This is a genomic window from Flavobacterium rarum (SeqCode) (genome assembly GCF_965234445.1).
GTDB lineage: Bacteria > Bacteroidota > Bacteroidia > Flavobacteriales > Flavobacteriaceae > Flavobacterium > Flavobacterium rarum.
Genome location: NZ_OZ248482.1, coordinates 108,459 through 131,251 on the forward strand (window position 1 = coordinate 108,459; position 22,793 = coordinate 131,251).

General features: G+C 32.5%; 20 protein-coding genes. 8 read left to right on the forward strand and 12 right to left on the reverse strand.

The window, feature by feature from the left end; translation table 11 throughout:
• Nucleotides 1-44 precede the first annotated feature (44 nt).
• Nucleotides 45-860 carry a 23S rRNA pseudouridine(2604) synthase RluF gene (rluF, locus tag AC8GF4_RS05670; protein WP_506593265.1) on the forward strand — a complete coding sequence of 272 codons (816 nt, stop codon included), beginning with the start codon at nt 45-47 and terminating at the stop codon, nt 858-860.
• A gap of 110 nt (nt 861-970) precedes the next feature.
• Here the strand turns inward: rluF and AC8GF4_RS05675 are convergent, their stop codons facing one another.
• The 4 genes from AC8GF4_RS05675 to ffh form a co-directional block, all read right to left on the reverse strand.
• Nucleotides 971-1,873 carry a DUF8428 domain-containing protein gene (locus AC8GF4_RS05675; protein ID WP_506593266.1) on the reverse strand — a complete coding sequence of 301 codons (903 nt, stop codon included), beginning with the start codon at nt 1,871-1,873 and terminating at the stop codon, nt 971-973.
• A 290-nt stretch (nt 1,874-2,163) separates the two neighbouring features.
• The gene (locus tag AC8GF4_RS05680) at nt 2,164-3,090 is read right to left on the reverse strand and encodes a magnesium transporter CorA family protein (protein WP_506593267.1); all 927 of its coding nucleotides are present in this window, start codon (nt 3,088-3,090) and stop codon (nt 2,164-2,166) included.
• A gap of 227 nt (nt 3,091-3,317) precedes the next feature.
• Entirely contained in the window at nt 3,318-4,199 is an 882-nt protein-coding gene (locus tag AC8GF4_RS05685) for a bifunctional 5,10-methylenetetrahydrofolate dehydrogenase/5,10-methenyltetrahydrofolate cyclohydrolase (protein ID WP_506593268.1), read from the reverse strand.
• Nucleotides 4,200-4,344: 145 nt separating this feature from the next.
• Complete coding sequence (ffh, locus tag AC8GF4_RS05690; RefSeq protein WP_506593269.1) at nt 4,345-5,700, reverse strand: signal recognition particle protein; 1,356 nt, start codon at nt 5,698-5,700, stop codon at nt 4,345-4,347.
• A gap of 212 nt (nt 5,701-5,912) precedes the next feature.
• On the opposite strand from ffh, the gene AC8GF4_RS05695 reads away from it, so the two are divergent.
• From AC8GF4_RS05695 to AC8GF4_RS05705, 3 genes are read left to right on the forward strand one after another with little or no spacing between them, the layout of a single operon-like run.
• A complete protein-coding gene (locus AC8GF4_RS05695; protein WP_506593270.1) occupies nt 5,913-6,617 on the forward strand; it encodes a hypothetical protein in 705 nt (234 codons plus the stop codon).
• Nucleotides 6,618-6,623: 6 nt separating this feature from the next.
• Nucleotides 6,624-7,322: a type 1 glutamine amidotransferase gene (locus AC8GF4_RS05700; protein WP_506593271.1), complete on the forward strand. Its 699-nt coding sequence runs from the start codon at nt 6,624-6,626 to the stop codon at nt 7,320-7,322.
• Nucleotides 7,319-7,570: a CBU_0592 family membrane protein gene (locus tag AC8GF4_RS05705; protein ID WP_506593272.1), complete on the forward strand. Its 252-nt coding sequence runs from the start codon at nt 7,319-7,321 to the stop codon at nt 7,568-7,570. Before AC8GF4_RS05700 ends, AC8GF4_RS05705 begins: the two co-directional genes overlap by 4 nt.
• Before the next feature lie 78 nt (nt 7,571-7,648).
• Here the strand turns inward: AC8GF4_RS05705 and AC8GF4_RS05710 are convergent, their stop codons facing one another.
• A complete protein-coding gene (locus AC8GF4_RS05710) occupies nt 7,649-8,734 on the reverse strand; it encodes an HmuY family protein (protein WP_506593273.1) in 1,086 nt (361 codons plus the stop codon).
• 16 nt (nt 8,735-8,750) lie between these two features.
• Nucleotides 8,751-10,862 (reverse strand): TonB-dependent receptor plug domain-containing protein, encoded by a 2,112-nt coding sequence (locus AC8GF4_RS05715; protein ID WP_506593274.1) that lies wholly within the window; start codon nt 10,860-10,862, stop codon nt 8,751-8,753.
• Between the two features lie 115 nt (nt 10,863-10,977).
• Between AC8GF4_RS05715 and AC8GF4_RS05720 the strand changes: the two genes are divergently transcribed.
• Together AC8GF4_RS05720 and AC8GF4_RS05725 are read left to right on the forward strand one after the other, a co-directional pair.
• Complete coding sequence (locus tag AC8GF4_RS05720; RefSeq protein WP_506593275.1) at nt 10,978-11,892, forward strand: DUF6607 family protein; 915 nt, start codon at nt 10,978-10,980, stop codon at nt 11,890-11,892.
• 12 nt (nt 11,893-11,904) lie between these two features.
• Nucleotides 11,905-12,249, forward strand: a complete 345-nt coding sequence (locus AC8GF4_RS05725; RefSeq protein WP_506593277.1) for a DUF6686 family protein — start codon at nt 11,905-11,907, stop codon at nt 12,247-12,249.
• A gap of 121 nt (nt 12,250-12,370) precedes the next feature.
• On the opposite strand, the gene argS is transcribed toward AC8GF4_RS05725, so the two are convergent.
• Nucleotides 12,371-14,149 carry an arginine--tRNA ligase gene (argS, locus tag AC8GF4_RS05730; protein ID WP_506593278.1) on the reverse strand — a complete coding sequence of 593 codons (1,779 nt, stop codon included), beginning with the start codon at nt 14,147-14,149 and terminating at the stop codon, nt 12,371-12,373.
• 356 nt (nt 14,150-14,505) lie between these two features.
• On the opposite strand from argS, the gene AC8GF4_RS05735 reads away from it, so the two are divergent.
• Nucleotides 14,506-16,842 carry a TonB-dependent receptor gene (locus AC8GF4_RS05735; RefSeq protein WP_506593279.1) on the forward strand — a complete coding sequence of 779 codons (2,337 nt, stop codon included), beginning with the start codon at nt 14,506-14,508 and terminating at the stop codon, nt 16,840-16,842.
• Between the two features lie 114 nt (nt 16,843-16,956).
• Here AC8GF4_RS05735 and AC8GF4_RS05740 read toward each other — a convergent pair whose 3' ends face one another.
• From AC8GF4_RS05740 to AC8GF4_RS05755, 4 genes are all read right to left on the reverse strand, one after another.
• Nucleotides 16,957-17,964, reverse strand: coding sequence for a 3-oxoacyl-ACP synthase III family protein (locus tag AC8GF4_RS05740; protein ID WP_506593280.1), 1,008 nt, complete (start codon nt 17,962-17,964; stop codon nt 16,957-16,959).
• Nucleotides 17,965-18,098: 134 nt separating this feature from the next.
• Entirely contained in the window at nt 18,099-19,043 is a 945-nt protein-coding gene (locus AC8GF4_RS05745) for an ABC transporter ATP-binding protein (protein ID WP_506593281.1), read from the reverse strand.
• A gap of 127 nt (nt 19,044-19,170) precedes the next feature.
• Nucleotides 19,171-19,854 (reverse strand): YiaD family glycine zipper/OmpA-like lipoprotein, encoded by a 684-nt coding sequence (locus AC8GF4_RS05750; protein WP_506593283.1) that lies wholly within the window; start codon nt 19,852-19,854, stop codon nt 19,171-19,173.
• 17 nt (nt 19,855-19,871) lie between these two features.
• Nucleotides 19,872-20,381 (reverse strand): lipocalin family protein, encoded by a 510-nt coding sequence (locus tag AC8GF4_RS05755; RefSeq protein WP_506593284.1) that lies wholly within the window; start codon nt 20,379-20,381, stop codon nt 19,872-19,874.
• A gap of 170 nt (nt 20,382-20,551) precedes the next feature.
• On the opposite strand from AC8GF4_RS05755, the gene htpG reads away from it, so the two are divergent.
• Complete coding sequence (htpG, locus tag AC8GF4_RS05760) at nt 20,552-22,450, forward strand: molecular chaperone HtpG (protein WP_506593285.1); 1,899 nt, start codon at nt 20,552-20,554, stop codon at nt 22,448-22,450.
• 129 nt (nt 22,451-22,579) lie between these two features.
• Here htpG and AC8GF4_RS05765 read toward each other — a convergent pair.
• A partial coding sequence (locus AC8GF4_RS05765; protein ID WP_506593286.1) for a transposase occupies nt 22,580-22,793 on the reverse strand: 214 nt, incomplete at its 5' end.

Below are 22,793 nucleotides of genomic sequence, written 5' to 3' on the forward strand. Positions count from 1 at the left end.
ATTCTAAAAATCCAAGAAGTCCAAAAAAACACTACTTTTGCAGTATGGAAGAAAATCTAAAACGCCTCAATAAATTCATAGGAGAAACGGGCTATTGCTCCCGCCGTGAGGCCGATAAAATTATCGAAGAAGGTCGCGTAACCATCAATGGCATCGTACCAGAACTGGGAACAAAAGTTTCGCCAGATGACGAAGTGCGCATAGACGGAAAATTAATCCGTGAGAAAAACGAAAAACCCGTTTATCTTGCTTTCTACAAACCAGTAGGAATAGAATGCACCACCAATCTCGAAGTGCGCAACAACATTGTAGATTACATCAATTACCCAAAACGTATTTTCCCAATTGGAAGATTGGACAAAGCCAGTGAAGGTTTAATTTTCATGACCAATGACGGCGATATTGTCAACAAAATATTGCGTGCCAGAAACAATCACGAAAAAGAATATACCGTAACCGTTAACAAACCCATAACCGACCGTTTTATTGAGCGAATGGGCAATGGCGTGCCAATTTTGGACACCGTAACCCGAAAATGCAAAGTAGAGCAAATCAGTAAATACATTTTCAAAATCATTTTAACACAAGGTTTGAATCGCCAAATTCGTAGAATGTGTGAATATTTAGGCTATGAAGTTACCGCCTTGAAACGTATCCGAATTATAAATATCTCTCTAGATGTACCCGTAGGTCGTTATCGTGATTTGACAGATGCCGAAATAAAAGAGCTTAATGAATTGATTGAACCTTCCAGCAAAACCGAGGAAGCCAGCTTACCAAAAGCAGAACCAGTTACAAAAAGAAGAACCGAGTTCATCAAAAGAGATGACCCTCGTTTTAAGAAAAGAGGAGATTATTAATTTATCAAACAAAAAAATGCCAGAAAAAGTCTTCTGGCATTTTTTTGTTTGATAAAATTCAATTACTAATTAATGACTTAATCTGTTTGGAACAGATTGTTATTATCCTATTATTTTAGTGTAAAAATAGACTCCTCAATCAATTCTTCTTTGTCATAAATATTAACATAATACATTCCTTTAGCTAAATCCTTAGCTAATAAATTTTGAGAAATTTTAATCATTTTATTTTCATATTTCACTTTCGCATCCAAACTGTATTTTAATGATTTAAACAGATGCGTTCCATTGTTAACATCACCTAAAACTGCATTTTCGCTATTTACTATTTGTATAAAATAGACTTTTTCTATTGGCTTAGCAATTTCATTTTTAGCGATTGAAAAAGCAACATTAATCACATCAACCTTTTTTGCTTTATCTGTAACAACTTGCTCTCCAGAATTTTTTAATTTAAAAGTAGTGATTTTGGTCCCTGATATAACCAATTTAGAAAATTTATCAACTGTGTTTTGTAAATCTTGTTTTAAAATTTCGTTACTTTTTTGAGAATGTTTTAAAACAACTTTTACATTATCACGTTGTTCTGTTATTAATTTATTTTGTTTTTTCAGTTTCTCATTTTCAACTATCTTCATTCCAACTCTAACTTGCAATAATTTTATTTGACTTTTGTATTTTTTGAATGAAAATTGATCATCTTTTGACGCAACTATCTCAGAAATAAGCTTTATTACCTTATCTCTTTCTTCAATTAACTCAATAGACAATTTTTTGTTATCCAAAATTACATCATCATAATTCTTTTTTAAGATATTAAGCTCTTGCAAAATCATTTTTTTATCAGGCTCATTTTTAGACAAAATAGGTTTATTGATTCGTGTTTTAATAACTGGATCTGATACAGTACTCATTTCATTAGAATAATAAAAAACTCCAGATGTAATAAGAGCTAAGACGCAAAATAATAACAGAATTATTTTAAAGTTTGGTGATTTTGATTGATTTTTCAAGTTTGTTTTTTTTTGTGGTTTTGTGGTATTAAAAATTTAATTTTCTAGAGCACAAAAATAATTTCAATTGACAATATTTATAAAAAAATGTCATGAAACATCTATTTTATGTCATGAAAAAAAAATCCATAAAAAACATTTAAACAATCCTAAAAAAATCAAATTCCCTTTGGGTTAACATTTTATTTTAATTATATCCAGACTTAACAACTGAATTCATCAAAAGAGGACATTATTAAGTATTAAAAAAAAAAGCTGTTTCCTTTTATTGAAACGGCTTTCGCTTTATATCAAAACCATCTTTTTCTTTTGAACAAAAACACTCCAAAAGTAGAAAGCATTACAGAAACAAATATAATTATTAGCATACCATAATTATTATCTTCAAGATTATTTGGCACATTCATTCCATACAAACTGGCAATTACCGTAGGAATCATCAAAATGATAGAAATCGAAGTCATTTGTTTCATAATGGTATTCATATTGTTGGAAATTACCGATGCATAGGCGTCCATAGTTCCTGTTAAGATATCACTATAAATATTAGTCATTTCCTGTGCTTGACGCAATTCAATCTCTACATCTTCCAACAAATCTGAATCATAAGACTCTCTTTGCAATTTTAGATTCTTTATCCTATGAAGCAATATATCGTTTCCTTTTAAGGAAGTTACAAAGAAAACTAAGCATTTTTCAATTTGAAGCAATGCTTGTAATTCTTCATTCTTGATGGATTGCTCTAGATTTTCTTCCGCTAGTTTTATCTTTTGATTGACCTGTTTCAAATATTTCAAATACCATACACTTGATGACAAGAGTAATTTTAATACCAAATCAAAATAATCTTTGATATCCGTATTTTTACGTTGCGTATAGATTACAAAATCTGTCAACATTTCTGTTTTATGAAAACTAATCGTAACGCAAACTTCCCCTTTAAAAACAACACCTAAAGGAATTGTATTGAAAGGCAACTTTATATTATCTGTAATTATTGGAATTCTAATGATAATTAAAGTCCAACCGTTCTCCACTTCTATACGGGGTCTTTCATCAATATCTTCAATATCGTTAAAAAATTCTTCGGGAACTTGTAATTCTTCTAAAAGATATTTTTTTTCTGATTCTGTTGGACATTCAATATTAATCCAGCAGTTTGGAGTCCACTCATTAGACTCGATTAATCCGTTATTGTTTTTGTAAAAAGCTTTCATTTCAAAATTCTATAGGTTAAGTTATAGCATCTTGAATGTTTTTCAAGTGCTTTATTCTTTCAATTTTTCCGAATAATAATCGTCCATTGGGTTGTTTATTTTAAGTTTCGCAAAAGTATTCTTTATTTTTTAATAAAAATCAGGCAGCAACAATTATTATGTAATTCTTAAGACAAAAAAGCCCCAAACTTTCGTCTGAGGCTTTTTATTCTATACAAAAAAACATCTTATTTATTCCTTCTCATTTCACGAGCCAAAAGTGTATTTTTCAATAACATTGCGATAGTCATCGGCCCTACTCCACCAGGAACTGGAGTAATGAAGGAAGATTTTTTACTTACTTCATCAAAATCTACATCTCCTGTAATTTTGTATCCTTTTGGATGGGAAGCATCAGCAACACGAGTAATACCAACGTCTATTACAACTACACCGTCTTTTACCATGTCCGCTTTTAAATAATTCGGAACTCCAAGAGCTGTGATGATAATATCTGCATTTTTGGTATATTCTTCAATGTTTTTGGTTCTACTGTGCGTAAGCGTAACTGTTGAATCTCCTGGATATCCTTTACGACTCATCAAGATGCTCATTGGTCTTCCCACAATATGGCTACGACCAATAACAACAGTGTGTTTACCTGCAGTTTCTACTTTATATCTTTCTAACAATTCCATTATTCCAAATGGAGTTGCAGGCAAAAAAGTTTCCATGTCCAAAGCCATTTTTCCGAAATTTGCAGGATGAAAACCATCTACATCTTTGTCTGGATCAATAGCCATTAATATTTTCTGCTCATCAATATGTTTTGGCAAAGGCAATTGAACAATATAACCATCCAGATTATCATCTTCGTTTAATTCCTTAATCTTAGCAAGCAATATTTCTTCAGTAATATCAGCAGGCAAACTTACCAACGTAGACTCGAAGCCAATTTGTTCGCAAGAACGAACTTTGCTCCCTACATAAGTTAGACTTGCTCCATCAGTTCCCACAATTACTGCTGCCAAATGAGGTACTTTTTCCCCATTATCTTTCATTGCTTTTACTTTTGTCGCAATTTCATTTTTAATATCTTCCGATGTTTTTTTTCCGTCGAGTAGTTGCATTTTTACTTTGTTTAAAAAATTGAAAGTTTAAAAGTTCAAAGACTTGAATGACTTTAAAATAAACTTAAAAAACTAGTGTATTGTTATTTTAAAAATTAGGTTCAAAACTTTAAACAAATTAAAACTTTTAAACCTTAATCCAATTTTATCTCATTCCCGGCATTCCCGGCATTCCTTTCATTCCACCCATCATTTTCATTAGGTTTTTTCCACCTGGGCCCTGCATCATTTTCATCATTTTACTCATTTGCTCAAACTGTTTCATCAATTGATTTACTTGCTCAACTTTTGTTCCAGATCCTTTGGCAATTCTAGCTTTTCTTTTCACATCAATCAATGCTGGCTTACTTCTTTCAATTGGAGTCATCGAATGAATGATAGCTTCAATATGTTTGAAAGCATCGTCTTCGATTTCTACGTCTTTCATTGCTTTTGATGCCCCTGGTATCATTCCGACCAAGTCTTTCATGTTACCCATTTTCTTTACTTGTTGAATCTGAGATAAGAAATCATCAAAACCAAATTCGTTTTTAGCAATTTTCTTTTGTATTTTTCTGGCTTCGTCTTCATCATATTGTTCTTGCGCTCTTTCTACCAACGACACAACATCTCCCATACCAAGGATACGTTCTGCCATACGAGTTGGGTAGAAAACATCAATAGCTTCCATTTTTTCACCAGTACCCACAAACTTAATAGGTTTGTTTACTACTGATTTAATAGAAATTGCTGCTCCACCACGAGTATCACCGTCTAATTTGGTTAAAATAACCCCATCAAAATTAAGGATATCGTTGAATGCTTTTGCAGTATTTACGGCATCTTGACCCGTCATAGCATCTACAACAAATAAAGTTTCTTGTGGCTGAATGGCTTTATGCACTTTGGCAATCTCATCCATCATTTCTTTGTCAACTGCCAAACGACCAGCTGTATCGACAATTACTACATTAAAGCCATTTGCTTTGGCGTGCTTAATTGCATTTTGTGCAATTTCAACCGGATTTTTGTTTTCTGGTTCAGAGTATACCTCAACAGCAATAGAATCTCCTACAACATACAATTGCTGAATAGCTGCTGGACGATAAATATCACAGGCAACCAAAAGCACTTTTTTATTCTTTTTTGTCTGAAGATAATTGGCCAATTTACCAGAAAAAGTAGTTTTTCCAGATCCCTGTAATCCTGACATTAAAATTACAGAAGGATTACCAGAAAGATTGATCCCTGCAACATCTCCACCCATCAATTCGGTAAGCTCATCTTTGACTAACTTCACCAATAATTGTCCTGGCTGCAATGTCGTTAATACATCTTGACCAATTGCTTTTTCTTTTACTCTAGTCGTAAAATCTTTGGCAATTTTAAAATTGACATCGGCATCGAGCAAGGCACGACGAACTTCTTTCAAAGTTTCGGCAACGTTTATCTCGGTGATTTTTCCGTGTCCTTTTAATATATGAAAGGCTTTGTCTAGTTTATCGCTTAAATTATCGAACATAATTGTATTTATCTTTTATTGAGGTGCAAATTTAATGATTTGATATTGAAGTTTAAATAGTAATAGAAATAAAAAAACAACTTTTATCAAATTAATAACAGAATGCTTTTATTTAAAAACACATTCGAAAAAAAACTAACTGAAAATCTTAAAAAAACAGTATCGCTTTTTCTTTTAAATAATTACATTTGCTCCAACATATCATAGTAATAATGAAAATATTCCAACTGATTATTTTGTTTTTATATAGCATAACTTATGCTCAAGAGCATCATAAAGTGGTGACACAAGACAAACTTTCAACACATGGAATGCTTATTTTTGGAAAAGAAAAAATCTATGCTTCCCACCTACCTATGTTTCATTCTCCCCATGATTACCAAATTATTTTGGAACTGGAATTGGATAAAGAAACCCGAAAATTGTTTGTAACCGATCAAGAAAACAATCCCGAATACAATACATATACGATTGAACCAGAAAAATTTGTTTTGCCCGATATGATTCATAATACAAAACCATTTAAAGCAAATCTTTATCGTGGACATTTTGAAAGAGGCGGAAAAAAAATTGTTTCGGACATAAATGTCACTATCAGGACTGTTATATATTATGATAAATTCAATGTTAATAAAACAAAGTCAACCACAAACACCTTTATTTTATTTGGTAACGAAAAAGAAAAATTTATAGCGCATCAAATCACAAACAAACCTGATTTTGATCAAATTATACAAGTGAAAACTGACGTTAAATCCCTTTTAAATAATAAAACCCAAGATCAAATCATTGTAAACAAAATCGAAAACTACCCGATAGGAGTTGGCAGCAATGACATTGAAGTGACAAACAATTCAAATTCACTTACCATTACACTTCTAAAACAATTGTATTTGGAATTTGATGATTTAAAATAATATCCTATGCAAATTCATTGTTTTCAGCACGTTGCCTTTGAAAATCTCGGCACCATTGAAGATTGGGTCAACGACAATAATCACATAATCAGTTATACGTACTTTTTCAAAAAAGACTTTATTTTGCCTGACTTGTCAAACATAGACCTACTTATTGTTTTGGGCGGTTATATGAATGTCGATGATGAAACTGAATTTCCTTGGTTAAAACAAGAAAAACTATTTATCAAGCAAGCTATTAAATTTGACAAAAAAGTAATAGGCATCTGTTTAGGATCCCAACTTATAGCCACGGCATTAGGGAGTAACGTATATAAAGGAACCGAAACTGAGATTGGATTTCACCCGATTCAATTTAATGAAACTGCACTTACTGAGTCATTATTTCAGCATTTCAAAAATCCTTATACGGTTTTTCAATGGCATGGAAACACGTTTGATTTACCCAAAGGAGCTCAACTTTTAGCGTCAAGCGAAGGTTTTAAAAATCAAGGTTTTTTATGGAATACAAATGTTTTGGCCCTCCAATTCCATATCGAAATGAATGAAATTGTCTTAAAGGACATGCTAAAACACGATGGACATGAATTGCAAGAAAACAGCCTTTATATACAAAAAGAAGCCACAATTAGAGCTAACTTTCATCATTTAGAACAAAACAAAACTGACTTAAACCAATTATTAAATCAATTTACAAAACTATGAGCTACGATGACATTATTGGATCTATTGGAGTTGGCATTATTTTAATTGCCTACTTCTTGAATATTTTTTCATTTATACCAAAAGAAGGTAAATTTTATTTTATACTCAATATTATTGGTGCTAGCATTGCCTGTTATGCTTCTGTTTTAATCAATTATATCCCTTTTATTATACTAGAAGGAACTTGGGGAATAGTGAGTTTATTTGGATTAATCCAATCTATTAAAAATAAAAATCCTTTTCATTAAAAAAGAGGCTTCCCAAACAAAGGTCCCCTCTTTTCCAAAATAATAAAAACTAACTAATATAGAAACTTACTTTTCTTCTTATTTTAAAATAGCATACTCAAGAGTTGAATGCCCTCTGACACCTGCATCATTTGTCATGGCAAGGAATTTAACTTTATAATAATTTCCAGCAACATCTTTTACTACATAAAAACGATCTGTTTTAATACTTGGCAAAGAACCTTGTCCACCACCGCTTCTCCAATTAGCGCCAATAACCCTTTGATCTGTTGCAGAAACAGTGAAATTAGTTTCAACAATTTTTGCTTTTGTGAAATCTACATAAGATCCTCCATCGGCAACCAAAACTTGATATACTTGTGTTCCACCTTTCATATTTGAAGTGATAAAATCTGAATATGCATAAGTAACTTGCGTTGCCCCTGGCAAATAATTAGTAAAAGTCGTGAAATTTAAATCCCATTTTGTTTTTTCTGGCTCTACAAAAACAGTATTTCCTGAAGCCAGACTAAAGAATGAAAAATTATAAGAAGCATCTTTTGAGATTGTTTTTTCGATAAAAGTAGTAGATGATAAATCCGCATACTGAATTTTGAATCCATTTCCGCTTCTTAAAATTCTAACTTTTTTCCAACCTCTTGGATCTCCGTAAACACTTACAGAACCTACGCTTGGAACAGCAGTTGAAACGAAAAAACCAAGATTTACAAGATATACTTTATTGTCCGAATCAGTAGCGGAAACTTCAGCAATTGCCGTTCCTATCCCTGCTCCGGCACCTGCTAAAACACCTGTCGGATTATCAACATATCCATTTGTAGCCGGGCTTATTCCCTCTCCAACTGTAACATTCACATCACTTGTTTGAGGCAAAGTAATATCCGAAGTTGCTAATTTTTTTACTGCCATTTTTAGTGATCCATTGATTACAACTCTAAAATCTGTCCCAGTAGAAAACCCAAAATCCCATGCGGCTCTGTTTACTGATTCTGATTTTCCAGTACTTAAATCTAGATAAACCTGATTAGGTTGATTTGGACCTCCAACTGTTGGTTGTAAAACTGCTCCAACAGAAGGAATTTCAATTGGAGAATTATTGTCATCATTTGAGCATGATGCAAGTGATAATAAGGCAAACGATAAAAATAAAAATTTTTTTTTCATTGTAATTGGATTTAGATTAAAGATTAAGATTATATGTTAATTTTACGAAATAAGAACGTCCATAAGCCAGCAATACTTCAGTAGAGCTTGCGTGACCAGCGCCCTCATTAGTTCTTGTTTGATTGACATTTTTTATATCAAATAAGTTTCTTGCGCCAATTGTGGCTTCTAGTTTATCATTGAAGATATTTTTCCGGACAGAAACATCTAGCCAATTGCTAGCATCAACTTCTGAAATAACATATGCTGATGTGGTTTCTATAAATTGCTGCGATTTTCCGTTGTATTTGTAATACCCCGAAAATATTGTTTTACAACTTGGAATAGTATAGGAAACGCTACTATTCAAATTAAAAGAATACAGGAATTTATCATCGGAAGTAAAACTTTGATTCTCAATTTTCTGTGAAACTCCTATTATTGAAGCTCCCAAATTGACCGTCAAATTATTTTTCTTGAATTGATTCACCGAAGAAACATTCCACATTTTATATTTACTGATATTAATGTATTGGTATTCTGGACTCCCACTGTCTTCATTAAAACCCACAAGCGCCATATCAATCCTATCATTTACATCTAAATAACTCCCTGTTAGCATATTCGAAAGTTGTACACCAGAGGCATGCAGCGTTTGTTTTTTTATACTCATTTCATACGAAGTACTGGTCTCTGGAATAAGATTTTCATTTCCGACAAAAAAGTGTCCATCAAAAATTAACTTAGAATATAATTCATGAAAAGTGGGGGTTCTAAAAGATTTTCCCATAGATCCACGTAGTTCAACACCTTTATCAAACAAATAACGCAACCCTAAAGATGAAGCATATTGATTTTTGAACATCGATTGATTTGAAAATCGAATTCCTGGACGTATCGAGAATCGCTCCGTTGCTTTTATTTCTGCAGAAACAAAAAAATCATAATTTTCAATACGCTTTGCTATTGGAACAAAAATATTGTTGGCTTCTTGAACCAATGAAAAACCGAGATTATTCACAAATTCATACCCTAATTGTAAGTCAACTTTTCTACCGGAAAAAAAATTACTCAACGTTCCTGTAGAATAAAGCACTTCCATCGACTGGTCATTAATTTTGATAGAATTGCTTTCACTTTGGGTAGTCAAATAATATCTAAAATCTTCAACATTCCTTTCCTGCTTCTGATGGGAAACAGAAACATTATAATTGAGTTGTGAGAATAATTTTCCTGCCGAATTCAAATGATGAAAATATCTATTGGTTAAATATCTCTTGTCATTTGCATAGCGATACGAACCCAAAGTAGTATTGTAACCCGATTGAACGGCACGGTTATAATAATCTACATCTTCGTCTAGGTATTCGAATTTGTAGAAAAAACTGAAATTGTTTTTTTTGTAAGACACTAACCCTGTAGTGTTTAATTGCTCTTTTGGCAACCAAGTAAAACCCCGTAAACCATCATTTTCGTTATAATCCTTTCCTTTTTTATTGTCTAAATAACCTTGGAAATCATTTCGATTTGCTCCAATAGATACAAACCAATTTTTATTTAAATTATGAGAAACCTTTAAAGCTTGAATATGACGCCCTTTATCAAAAAGGGAGTATTCATCACCAACAGTTTCTTCTTGAAGTGTTGCTGAAATCCCCCATTTGTATTTTGAAGATGTTTTTGTAATAATATTCAAAACACCACTTACGGCATTTGCACCGTACGTAACTCCCATTGAACCTTCAATAATTTCGATTTGTTCAATATCATTCAAATTAATTTGGGATAAATCAGTATTATTCCCCAAACCTGATTCATTAACCAAAGGCACATTGTCTACTAATATTTTAAAATACTGAGCATCTAATCCAAACATTGAAACAGTAGATCGACCATCGTTTCCGCTTGGTTTAACAGTAATATTCAAATACTGATTCAATACATCTGATAAATTATTCGCTGCCAAATTCTGAATATCTTGACTCGAAATCAACCTTACATTAAAAACAGATTTCTTTATAGATTGAGGTTTAAACTGACCTGTAACAACAACCTCAGAAAGTTTATTTACAACAATAGTATCTTTTTTTTGAGCAAAAGAAAGGTGGAAAAAAAGCAATACTGCAATAAGAGCAAATTTAATTTTCATTATTTTATTTAGAAACATTCTTAATAATTTTTGACAAATATATATCTTATTTTTATTTGTTCTAAATAAAAATACTATTTTTGTCAAAAATAAATAGTCATTAAAAACTAACCGTATGAAAATCAAAGCAATTCTTTTTTCGATTGTATTACTAACAAGTCTAACTGGTAAAAGTCAAGATTTAAAAAAACAAGAAGACATCAATTCCATCAAAGCGATGTGTGGTTGTTATGAAGTAAAATTCAATTTTACCGAAACTTTCGAATATCCCAAAGACTCTACCACCTACAAACCCTCACAAACCAAACACGAAACTGCACTCGAATGGATAGAATTGGTAGAAGACCAACCAAATAAAATTGTATTACAACATTTATTGATTGTTGGAAAGGAAGAAAATGACATTGTTAAGCACTGGAGACAAGATTGGCTGTTTGAAAACACCGAGTTGTATTCTTTTTTCAAAGACCAAACCTGGAAGTTCAACAAATTGCCTACCAAAAACGTAAAAGGACAATGGACACAAAAAGTATTTCAAGTAGATGACAGTCCTAGATATGAAGGAACTTCAAGTTGGGTTCATGTGGACGGAACAGATTATTGGAAAAATACAACAGATGCTCCACTTCCACGTAGAGAGCATACCAAACGTGATGATTACAATGTTTTAAAAAGGAGAAACATTCAGGAAATTACTTCATTTGGATGGATTCATGAACAAGACAATGACAAAATCATTAGAGATGACAAAGGAAATGATGTTCTTTTGGCACAAGAAAAAGGAATGGATATTTATACCAAAGTAGCGGACAGCAAATGTCTTTTAGCTCAAAACTGGTGGGCAACCAATCAAGAGCTTTGGAAAAAAGTAAGAAGTAAATGGGGAAATGTATATGCAAACAATAAAGATTTATCGCTAGAAAAAAAGGTAAACAAAAAATCGCTTTTCTCTGTTTTATTTGATTTAAAACCTACCGCAACCCAAGTGGAAGTTGACGCTATAATTGATTCATTTGTAATCAAAAAGTAAATATTTACAATTATGTGTAATCTGAAAATAGTAAACCGTACCTCGAATGGAATTTTACTGCATTGCCATCATAGAGATATGTACCAATTGCTGTTTAACAATTTGGGCTTTGATTTGAGTAGCGAAGAACTGACGAGTTTTGCCAATTATTTGAATCAAATAGACATTGATTATTGGGAAAGGGAATATCAATATTCTATTTATGAAAAGAAGATCCCCATCCCTACTTTACAATCAAACTTTATCATTTTACTAAACAGAAAGGAAGTGGAGGAATTACGTTATTTGGTAGATTGCATCAATGAATACAAAATTCTAAAACCATTTGAAATCAATTATAAAATGGTTTCAAATTGAATATAAAAAAAAATTCAACTCTTTGCTATTCAGTAATCAACTTACTATTTTAGAAATAGCGCATAAAAAAATCCGTCTCATTCAAAAACGAGACGGATTTTTTGGTTTTATTTTTAACAGATTACATTCTCTCTGGCACATTTATTCCCAACAATTTGAAAGAATCGGCAATAACATCTGCCACTTTTTTAGACAATTGTACTCTAAATGTTTTTTTGTTCAAGTCTGTTTCGCCAAGTATCGAAACGGCTTGGTAAAAAGAATTGTACTCACGAACCAACTCATACGTATAATTGGCAATCAAAGCGGGGCTGTGATTGTGAGCTGCATTCTGAATCACCTCTGGAAACAACTCCAATTGTTTTACCAATTCTTTTTCTTTTTCATGCAATTCCAAAATGCTTGATGTTACAGTAAGATCAAAATCAGCTTTTCGTAAAATCGATTGAATTCTAGCGTAGGTATATTGTATAAAAGGCCCTGTATTACCAGCAAAATCTACAGATTCTTCTGGATTAAACAGAATTCGTTTTTTCGGATCTACTTTCAAAATATAATATTTAAGCGCTCCAAGACCTATTGTATTGTATAATTTAGTTTTCTCTTCAACCGAATACGTATCAAGTTTCCCTAAATCTTCAGCAATTTTTTGAGCCGTATCGGTCATTTCTTGCATCAAATCATCGGCATCAACAACGGTTCCTTCACGGCTTTTCATTTTTCCGGAAGGTAAATCTACCATTCCGTAAGATAAATGAAAAAGATTGGAAGCCCATTCAAAGCCTAATTTTTTCAATATCAAAAACAAAACTTTGAAGTGATAATCTTGTTCGTTTCCAACCGTGTAAACCATTCCGCCAACGTCCGGCATGTCTTTTACACGCTGAATTGCAGTTCCAATATCCTGTGTCATATATACTGCAGTTCCATCCGAACGCAATACAATTTTTCGATCCAATCCTTCATCGGTCAAATCAATCCAAACCGAACCATCGGGATCTTTTTCGAAAATTCCTTTTTCAAGACCAATTTGAACTACGTCTTTCCCTAATAGATAAGTATTACTTTCGTAATAAAAACTATCAAAGTTTACGCCTAAATTTTTATAGCTAATGGCAAAACCATCATAAACCCATTGGTTCATGGTTTTCCAAAGTGCAATTACTTCGGGTTTACCATTTTCCCAATCCAAAAGCATTTGTTGTGCTTCGAGAATAATTGGTGCTTGTTTTTTGGCTTCGTCTTCTGTTTTTCCGGCATTCATCAACTCAGTGATTTCGGCTTTGTACGCTTTATCAAAAGCCACATAATAATTACCAACCAATTTATCGCCTTTTAACCCCGTAGATTCAGGAGTTTCTCCGTTTCCGAACTTCTGCCAAGCCAACATGGATTTGCAAATATGGATTCCTCTATCGTTGATGATTTGAGTTTTGTATACTTTTTTCCCTGAAGCCTTGATAATCTCGGCTACTGAATATCCTAATAAATTATTACGAACGTGTCCTAAGTGCAACGGTTTGTTGGTGTTTGGCGAAGAATATTCGACCATCACCGCCTTGTCAGTTGCAGAAGGGGTTACAAATCCGAACTTTTCTACACTTTTGATTTCGTTGAAAAAATTCAAATAATATTGATCCGCAATCACAATATTCAAAAATCCTGAAACCACATTAAAACGAGCTACTTCTGGAACATTTTCAACCAAATAATTTCCAATTTTATTTCCCAATTCAACAGGATTACTTTTTACCAATTTAAGTAATGGAAAAATAACCATCGTAATATCGCCTTCAAACTCTTTTCTTGTGGTTTGAAACTCTACTTTATCAATGGTTACATCAAACAAAGTTTGAATGGCTTTCTCTATAGATGGGGTAAGAATATTGGATAATGACATGTATACTTGATTTTTTTAAGTGTGCAAATATAAGGCTTATTCGCCAAATATGGAAAGTGAAAAAGTATTCTGTATGGTAATGTTTCTAAAAACGGATTATCTTATAAAAATACAGGGCGCTATTGAATGCAAACCGTTTCCATTTATAATAATTCACTCGAAGAACAGCTCAATTTGACAATATAAAGAATCTTTTTTATTTAGAAAAAAACAGACATCGAATATCCTAAAAATCAAAGCACTCAATTAAAACATCCAAATATTTTGAAATTTATTTTAAAAAATGTGTTACAAATAGAAGATAAAATCGTCTTATGGGAAATCATCAATCAAAATCATCAATCAAAAATCAAATCATGAAGTCTAAACTATTAGTGTTTTTCCTATTGAGTTTCGTAGGAATCGCAAATGCAGAAAACCCCGGAGTTCTTTCGGGAAAAGTTACAAACAAAGCAACAAACCAGCCTGTACAATATGCTTCAATTGTAATAAAAGAGGCAGGGAAATTAATTACTGGAATTGTTGCAGACGAAAACGGCTCTTTTTCAATAAAAAATTTAGAGTTGAAAAAATTTACCTTGGAAGTAGAATTCATTGGTTATAAAAAATACTCCACCACTTTTGAATTGAGCGCTGCAAAAAAAAGTTCTTCTATTGAAATCCTTTTAGAAGAAGAAGCCACAGAACTTCAATCTGTTGATATCATCAAGGAACGTTCCTTAATCGAACAGAAAACAGACCGAAAAATCATAAATGTTGGTAAAGATTTATTGAGCGCTGGAGCAACTGCTTCTGAAATTCTGAACAACATTCCATCTGTAAGTGTCGATCCTCAAACCAATGCGGTGAGCCTAAGAGGAAACTCGAATGTTCGAATCTTTGTAGACGGAAAACCATCTACTGTCGATGCAGCTCAGTTATTACAACAAATACCGTCAACTTCCATCAAACAAGTTGAGTTAATTACCAACCCATCGGCCAAATACAATCCAGAAGGAATGAGCGGTATTATCAATATCGTATTAAACAAAAATGCTAAAATTGGTTTTAACGGAAGTGTAAACAGTGGAGTAACTTTTGGTAAAACACCAAAGACGAATTCTTCTTTTGATATGAACTACCGTAGCGGAAAAATCAACATGTATGCAAATTATGGATTGACTACTGGTCAATACCATAACAATGGACATATTGATACTACTGAACCAAATGAAGAAAATTCACAAGACTTTAATTTCAAAAATGAGAACCTATCGCATTTAGCCAAAATAGGTTTAGACTTTTATTTAAATGACAGTAATACTATTTCTATTTATACCACACAAAATATCGGAAAAGAAGATGGCAGTTCGAAAGTTACTGTTGATTTCACAAACTCTTCAAATACGGATGTGACTCAGCTATTCGATAGTAAAAACGACAATTACACTCAAACTTATAACTTTGATTACAAGAAAAAATTCAAAAAAGAAGGGCATACTTTAGAATTTGAAAGCAATTACAATAATAATGATAATACCGAGAATAGTGTTTTTAGCGATCCTAGAACGAATGACATTACCACAAAAGGAGAAAACGTATTACTCAATTTGGACTACACCAATCCTTTAACAGAAACCATCAAACTTGAAGCAGGGTTGGAAACTCGAATTGAAAATACAAAAAATAATTTTCTAGAGAATGGCGCTTATAATTCTAATTTCAATTACGAAAGAAACATTTATTCTGCTTACACAACGATCTCAAAACAGTGGAAAAAATGGAATGCACAAGTTGGTGCTCGTTTTGAAAAATACACTGCCGATGCGTTATTCAAAAAAGTAAATGAAGCTGATGGCACATTTAATGACAAACTATTCACAGTTTATCCATCGGGGTTTTTAAACTATACACCAAATGACAATGACTCGTTCAATCTAAGTGTTTCAAAACGTGTAGACAGACCGAGCATCGACCAAGTAAACCCAATTCGAGAATGGAGTACACCACAAATTGATTCTCAAGGAAATCCAAATTTATTTCCTCAATTCACCAATTCGGTTGAATTGAACTACACTCGAAAAACAAAGATTGGTTCAATTACTTCTGGAGTATTTTATCGTCAAATAAATGATGAAATAACCCGAACACTTTTTGAAAACCCTATTGATTCCGAAAGATTAATTTTGTCTTACGCAAACCTTAACGACAACAATGCTTTTGGACTTGAATTGTCTGGAAATTTAGACTTCACAAAATGGTATTCTGCCAACATTAGTTTTGATGCTTACAACAAAAAAACAAAGGGCTATATTGGAACTGATTATATTGAAGTAGATGTTACTATCTTCAATTCTCGTATTAGTAATACATTTAAGGCTTCCAAAAATTTGCGTTTTCAATTGACGGGTATGTACAGAGGTGAAGATTTAGGATTGCAATTCCTTAGAAAACCAATGTGGAAAATTGACATGGGCTCTAGTCTTACTGTGTTACAAGGTAGTGGAACTATTACCGCAAGAGTAAGTGATATTTTTAATACGATGCACTTTGCATTTGATGCTACACAACCAAAAGCACAAACAGGTGAATTTCATTGGGAAAGCCAAACAGCATTTATAGGATTCAATTATCGTTTTGGAACCGGTAAAAACAAAGCCATTCAAAGAAAAGAAAGAGACAAAAACGAAACCCAAGGAAGCGGTGGGTTTTAAAAATTAGTTTTAATAATAGGTTGCAAAAGAAAGAAACCCCAGAGTATGCCAACTCTGGGGTTTCTTGTATAATAAACTATTTTATAGTGATAATTATTTTATATTTATAAAAATTTACCATTTTATAATAGCACTAGCCCAAGTAAATCCGCTTCCAAAAGCAGCTAAGACAACCGTGTCGCCAGATTTTATTTTTCCTTGTTCCCAAGCTTCTGTCAAAGCAATCGGGATAGAAGCAGCGGTTGTGTTTCCGTATTTCTGGATATTATTAAAAACTTGATCATCCGTCAAAGCAAATTTCTTTTGGATATATTGAGAAATTCTCAAATTGGCTTGATGCGGAATCAGCATATCAATATCCGAAACCTGCAAATTATTCGCTTCCAATCCTTCATTAATTACTTCAGCAAAACGAACCACGGCATTTTTGAATACAAATTGGCCATTCATGTAAGGGTAATAACTTTCGTCATCTGGATCATTATCCGCAATAATGTCTGTTACCCATCGTCCGCCCATTCCTGGTGCTTTTAGGGCTAATTCTTCTGCATGAACACCTTCAGAATGCAAATGAGTAGAAAGGATCCCCTTAGTTAAATCTTCTTCTCTGCTTACAATTGCAGCTCCAGCTCCATCTCCAAAAATCACCGAAACTCCACGTCCACGTGTAGTCATGTCCAATCCTGTAGAATGAACTTCGGAACCTATCACAAGAATATTTTTGTACATTCCAGTCTTAATATATTGATCGGCTACTGAAAGTGCATAGACAAAACCAGAACATTGATTACGAACATCTAAGGCTCCAACAGTTCTCAAACCTAAATCACGCTGTACCAAAACTCCTGGCCCTGGAAAATAGTAGTCAGGACTTAATGTAGCAAAAACTACAAAATCAATATCTTCTGCGGCAACACCTGAGCGTTCCATTGCAATTTTTTCGGCTTTAACACCCATTGTAGTAGTGGTGTCTTCCCCGCGAATGATATGTCTTCGCTCTTGAATCCCTGTTCTTTCCTGAATCCATTCGTCATTGGTTTCAATGATTTTAGACAAATCATCGTTAGTCACTACATTTTCTGGAACATAATATCCCAATCCTGCTATTTTTGAATGGTACATAGTTGATTTTTTATAAAATAAGTTTGCAAATTTAAACATCTTTTGAAAAAAGAGAACACAATATAGTGTTTTTTTAAGACATCGTCATTTTTAGCAAAATAAATTTACTATATTCTTATTATTGATGTTTTTAATTAAGAGATTTTCAATACCACTTCCAGATTGAGTTCTAAAGGGGTTTCATGTTCAAAGAAAATAACTTTTCGATCAAAAACGGCTTTGATTAAATAACGGCTTCCTTTAAAGAAAGATTCTTTTACAATTGCTTTAAGAGATCCATTGGCGTCCAATTTTAGCTGATGCGGATATAATAAAACAATTTCGTCTTCCCCGTCAATTGACATCAATTGTGACAATTTCAATTCATTTACTTCCCCAAAAAGAGAAGCAACATATTTATTCAAAGGATAATTATAGACCTCTGCTGAAGGTCCTTTTTCAATGATACTTCCATGATACAATACAATAGTTTCATCGGAGAAAGATAGAGCATCGGTACTATCATGTGTTGCAATAAAACAAGTAATTCCTTTTTTCTTTAGATAAGCAAACAAATTCCTGCGCAATGCATTTTTTCTAAAATTATCAATATGACTAAAGGGTTCATCTAATAATAATACTTCTGGTTCCAAAGCCAAAACTCTGGCTAATGCTACTCGCTGTTGTTGACCTCCACTGAGTAATTTTGCTTTTACATTGGCAAACTCTGTCATTTCGACCATTTCCAACAATTCTTGAATGCGCAGTTTTTTTAAAGGTAAAAAACCATTAGAAAGAAACTTACCCACATTTTCGGCTACAGTTTCATACTCCATCAAATCAAAATCTTGTGCCAAATATTTCATAAAAGGCATACCCGGAATCAGATTATATTTAGGACCCCGAATCTCCTTTTCATTATAAAAAATATGCCCTTCATTTAAGTCATACATTCCATAAATAAGTTTTAAAAGAGTGCTTTTTCCACAACCACTCTCTCCTAGTATGGCAATATTCTGACCTTTGGAAACGGTGAAATCAACATTTTGAATAATGATTTTTTCGGTATAACCGAATGAAATATTTTGAACTTGAAGCATTCTTTAACATTAAAATTTGAAAAAACAAATATAGCTTGTTTATCAAAGAAATTATGTTGATAATTCATTTATATCCAAAAAAAAACTGCTTTATAAAAAAGCAGTTATACATTAAAAAGGGGACTTATTATTTCCCTGTTTTAGCATCTTCTATCATTTTTGAATTTGCTGTAATTGCAAATTCTACACGACGGTTTTGACTTTGACCTTCTTTTGTTTCGTTTGTGGCAATCGGATCTGCAATTCCATAACCAGATGTTTTAAAACGACTTGCTACTAATCCTTTTGAAATCAAATACATTTTTACCGTTTCGGCTCTTTTTTGAGAAAGCGTCAAATTATATTCTGGCTTACCTGTACTATCCGTATAACCAAATATTTCAATATTTGTATCTGCGTAAGAATTAAATACAGGAACCAATTTATCCAAATTTGATTTGGCTTGAGATGTTAAAGTTGATTTGTTTAAATCAAAACGTACTGCATCTTCTTTTAAAACCAAACGAATTCCTTCTCCTACTCTCTCAACATCTGCTCCAGGCAAAGCTTGATCAATTTCTCTAGCTTGCTTGTCCATCTTATTACCAATCAAAGCTCCTGTTCCTCCTCCTACTGCAGCACCAATAAGCGCTCCACCTGCGGTACCTATTCCTGTATTGTTACCAATGATACCACCAATCAAAGCACCAGCAACAGCGCCAATTCCAACACCTTTTTGTGTATTATTCGTGTTTTTTACCGATTCACAGCTGGTAAAAAAGAAACTTAATACAAACAAACTACTTATTCCTAAAACGATTATTTTTTTCATATTGATTTTTTTTTATTTTAATTAACTCTTTGAAATTGGTAAACTACATCTGTTGGTTTACTCCCTACAGTAATTTTATCAATTAATTGAAATGAATTCTCTGATTGATTTGCAACACCAAGTACAAATCCAGTTTTAACTTTTTTAGATTTTAATCCTTCATCCAAAATTTTCAAAACAAACTGACCTTCTTTATTAATATACCATGTGATTGCAGATGTAAAAGAAGTACAACTTGGACTATTTAAAGTCATGTTTCCTTTGTTGTTATTTGAAATAAAATTCCATGTACTTCCAATAAAACACTTGGAATCTGCTAGATCAAAAGAATTAACCTTAATGTAATCTGATCCTGGATAACTTACATTGGTAATCTGCCAATTTCCTTTCATTCCAACTTGTGAAGTCTTGTCTAATTTGGTCATCGGAGCATTTGAAACTGGCTCTGGGGTAGCTGGGGCTGTTGACGCAGATTTGCATGCAAATACCAATACAGTAATAATGCATAATAAGAGAATTTTCTTCATGTTCTTGAATTTTAAAATTAATATACTTACAAAGATAATGATCAAATTGATTGAAAATATATTTTTATTTTATATAATTCACTTGCGACAATTTGTCACTTCAATAGCAATTGGTACTCTATTTGAAAGCCTATTAAAATAGATTGTAAAACCTTTAAAAAATTTAAAATATGACAACAGGTAAAATTAATGTTTCGGTTGAAAACATCTTTCCCTTAATCAAGAAATTCTTATACAGTGATCACGAAATTTTCTTGCGTGAATTGATTTCAAACGGTACCGATGCGACTTTAAAATTAAAACACCTTACTAGTATTGGTGAAACCGCTGTAGAATATGGTTCTCCTATTATTGAAATTAAAATTGATAAAGAAGGAAAAAAAATCCACATTATAGATCAAGGACTTGGAATGACAGCTGATGAAGTTGAAAAATACATCAATCAAGTTGCTTTTTCTGGTGCCGAAGAATTCTTGGATAAATACAAAGATTCTGCCAAAGATTCTGGAATTATTGGCCATTTTGGTCTTGGTTTTTATTCTGCATTCATGGTTGCCGAGAAAGTAGAAATCTTTACTAAATCATACAAAGACGAACCAGCAGCGCATTGGACGTGCGATGGAAGTCCTGAATTTACATTAGAACCTACTGATAAAACTACCAGAGGAACTGAAATTATTTTGCATATTGCTGAAGATTCTCTTGAATTCTTAGAAGATTCAAAAATCTCTGGTTTATTGAATAAGTATAATAAATTCATGCCTATTCCAATCAAATTTGGAACTAAAACAGAAAAAATAGAACAAAAGAAAGGCGAATTTGTAGAGTCTGAAGACAAAGACAACATTTTTACCGAAGTAGAAGTTGACAATATAATAAACAACCCAAATCCAGCTTGGACAAAACAACCAACAGAGTTATCGGATGCCGATTATAAAGATTTCTATCGTGAAGTTTACCCAATGCAATTTGAAGAGCCTTTGTTTCATATTCATTTAAATGTCGATTATCCTTTTAATTTGACAGGTATTTTGTATTTCCCAAAACTGGGTTCTGATATGCAAATTCAGAAAGACAAAATTCAATTGTACCAAAACCAAGTATATGTTACCGACAATGTTGAAGGAATTGTCCCTGAATTTTTGATGATGCTTCGTGGTGTTGTTGATTCACCAGATATTCCATTAAATGTTTCTCGCTCAGGTTTACAAGCAGATGGTGCTGTAAAGAAAATATCCAACTATATCACTCGTAAAGTAGCCGATAAATTAAAATCATTGTTTACAGAAAATAGAGAAGATTTTGAACAAAAATGGAATGACATTAAAGTTGTATTAGAATACGGAATGCTATCCGAAGATAAATTCTATGAAAAAGCTGGTGCTTTTGTTTTGTACCCAACAGTAGATGACAAATACTTCACACTTGAAGAATTAAAAGAAAAGCTTAAAGAAAAACAAACTGACAAAGACGGAAAACTAGTTGTTTTGTATGCTGGAAATAAAGAAGCGCAACATTCTTATATTGAAATAGCCAAAGACAAAGGATATGAAGTTTTACTTTTGGATTCTCCTATTATCTCACATTTAATCCAAAAAATTGAAGGCGACAATAGTGGAATGCATTTTGTTCGTGTCGATTCAGACCATATTGATAACTTAATCAAGAAAGAAGAATCTACAATTTCAAAATTATCGGAAGACGAAAAAGAAAGTTTAAAAACTTCATTAGAAACTTATATTCCAAAAGCATATACTGTACAATTAGAAGCATTAGACAGCAATGCAGCACCGTTTATTATCACGCAACCAGAATTTATGCGTAGAATGAAAGAAATGAGCCAGTCTGGCGGTGGCGGAATGTTTGGAATGGGCAATATGCCAGAAATGTACAATTTGGTTGTTAACACCAACTCAGATTTGGCAACAAGCATATTAAATAACAAAGACAAATCTGCTCAAGAAAGCTTAGTAAAACAAGCTCTTGATTTGGCAAAATTATCTCAAAACTTATTAAAAGGAGAGGAACTTACTGCTTTTGTTAAAAGAAGTTTTGATTTGATAAAATAAAATTATAAGAATTCAATTATAGTCTAGATCCAATAATTGCAAACCTTATTTAACCTAAGCCTACTAGTAAATACTAGTAGGCTTTTTTTATTACATTACAATAACTGGGTCACATAAATTTTATGGGGATTAAGCAAAAAGTTTTTCCATTCTAAAGAGAAAGAATTTCACATCTACTACGCCTCTTTGATTTGCTCTAAAGAGTTTTATTTTGGAATTAAATGATTCTGCATTTGCATTAGTATGTCTGTTTTTAAAGAAGTTTAAAATGGTTTCTAAATGATAGTTCAAACTATTTGCAGCGGTATTAAAAACAGTTATTTTGAGTTGCTTAGTTTTCTGT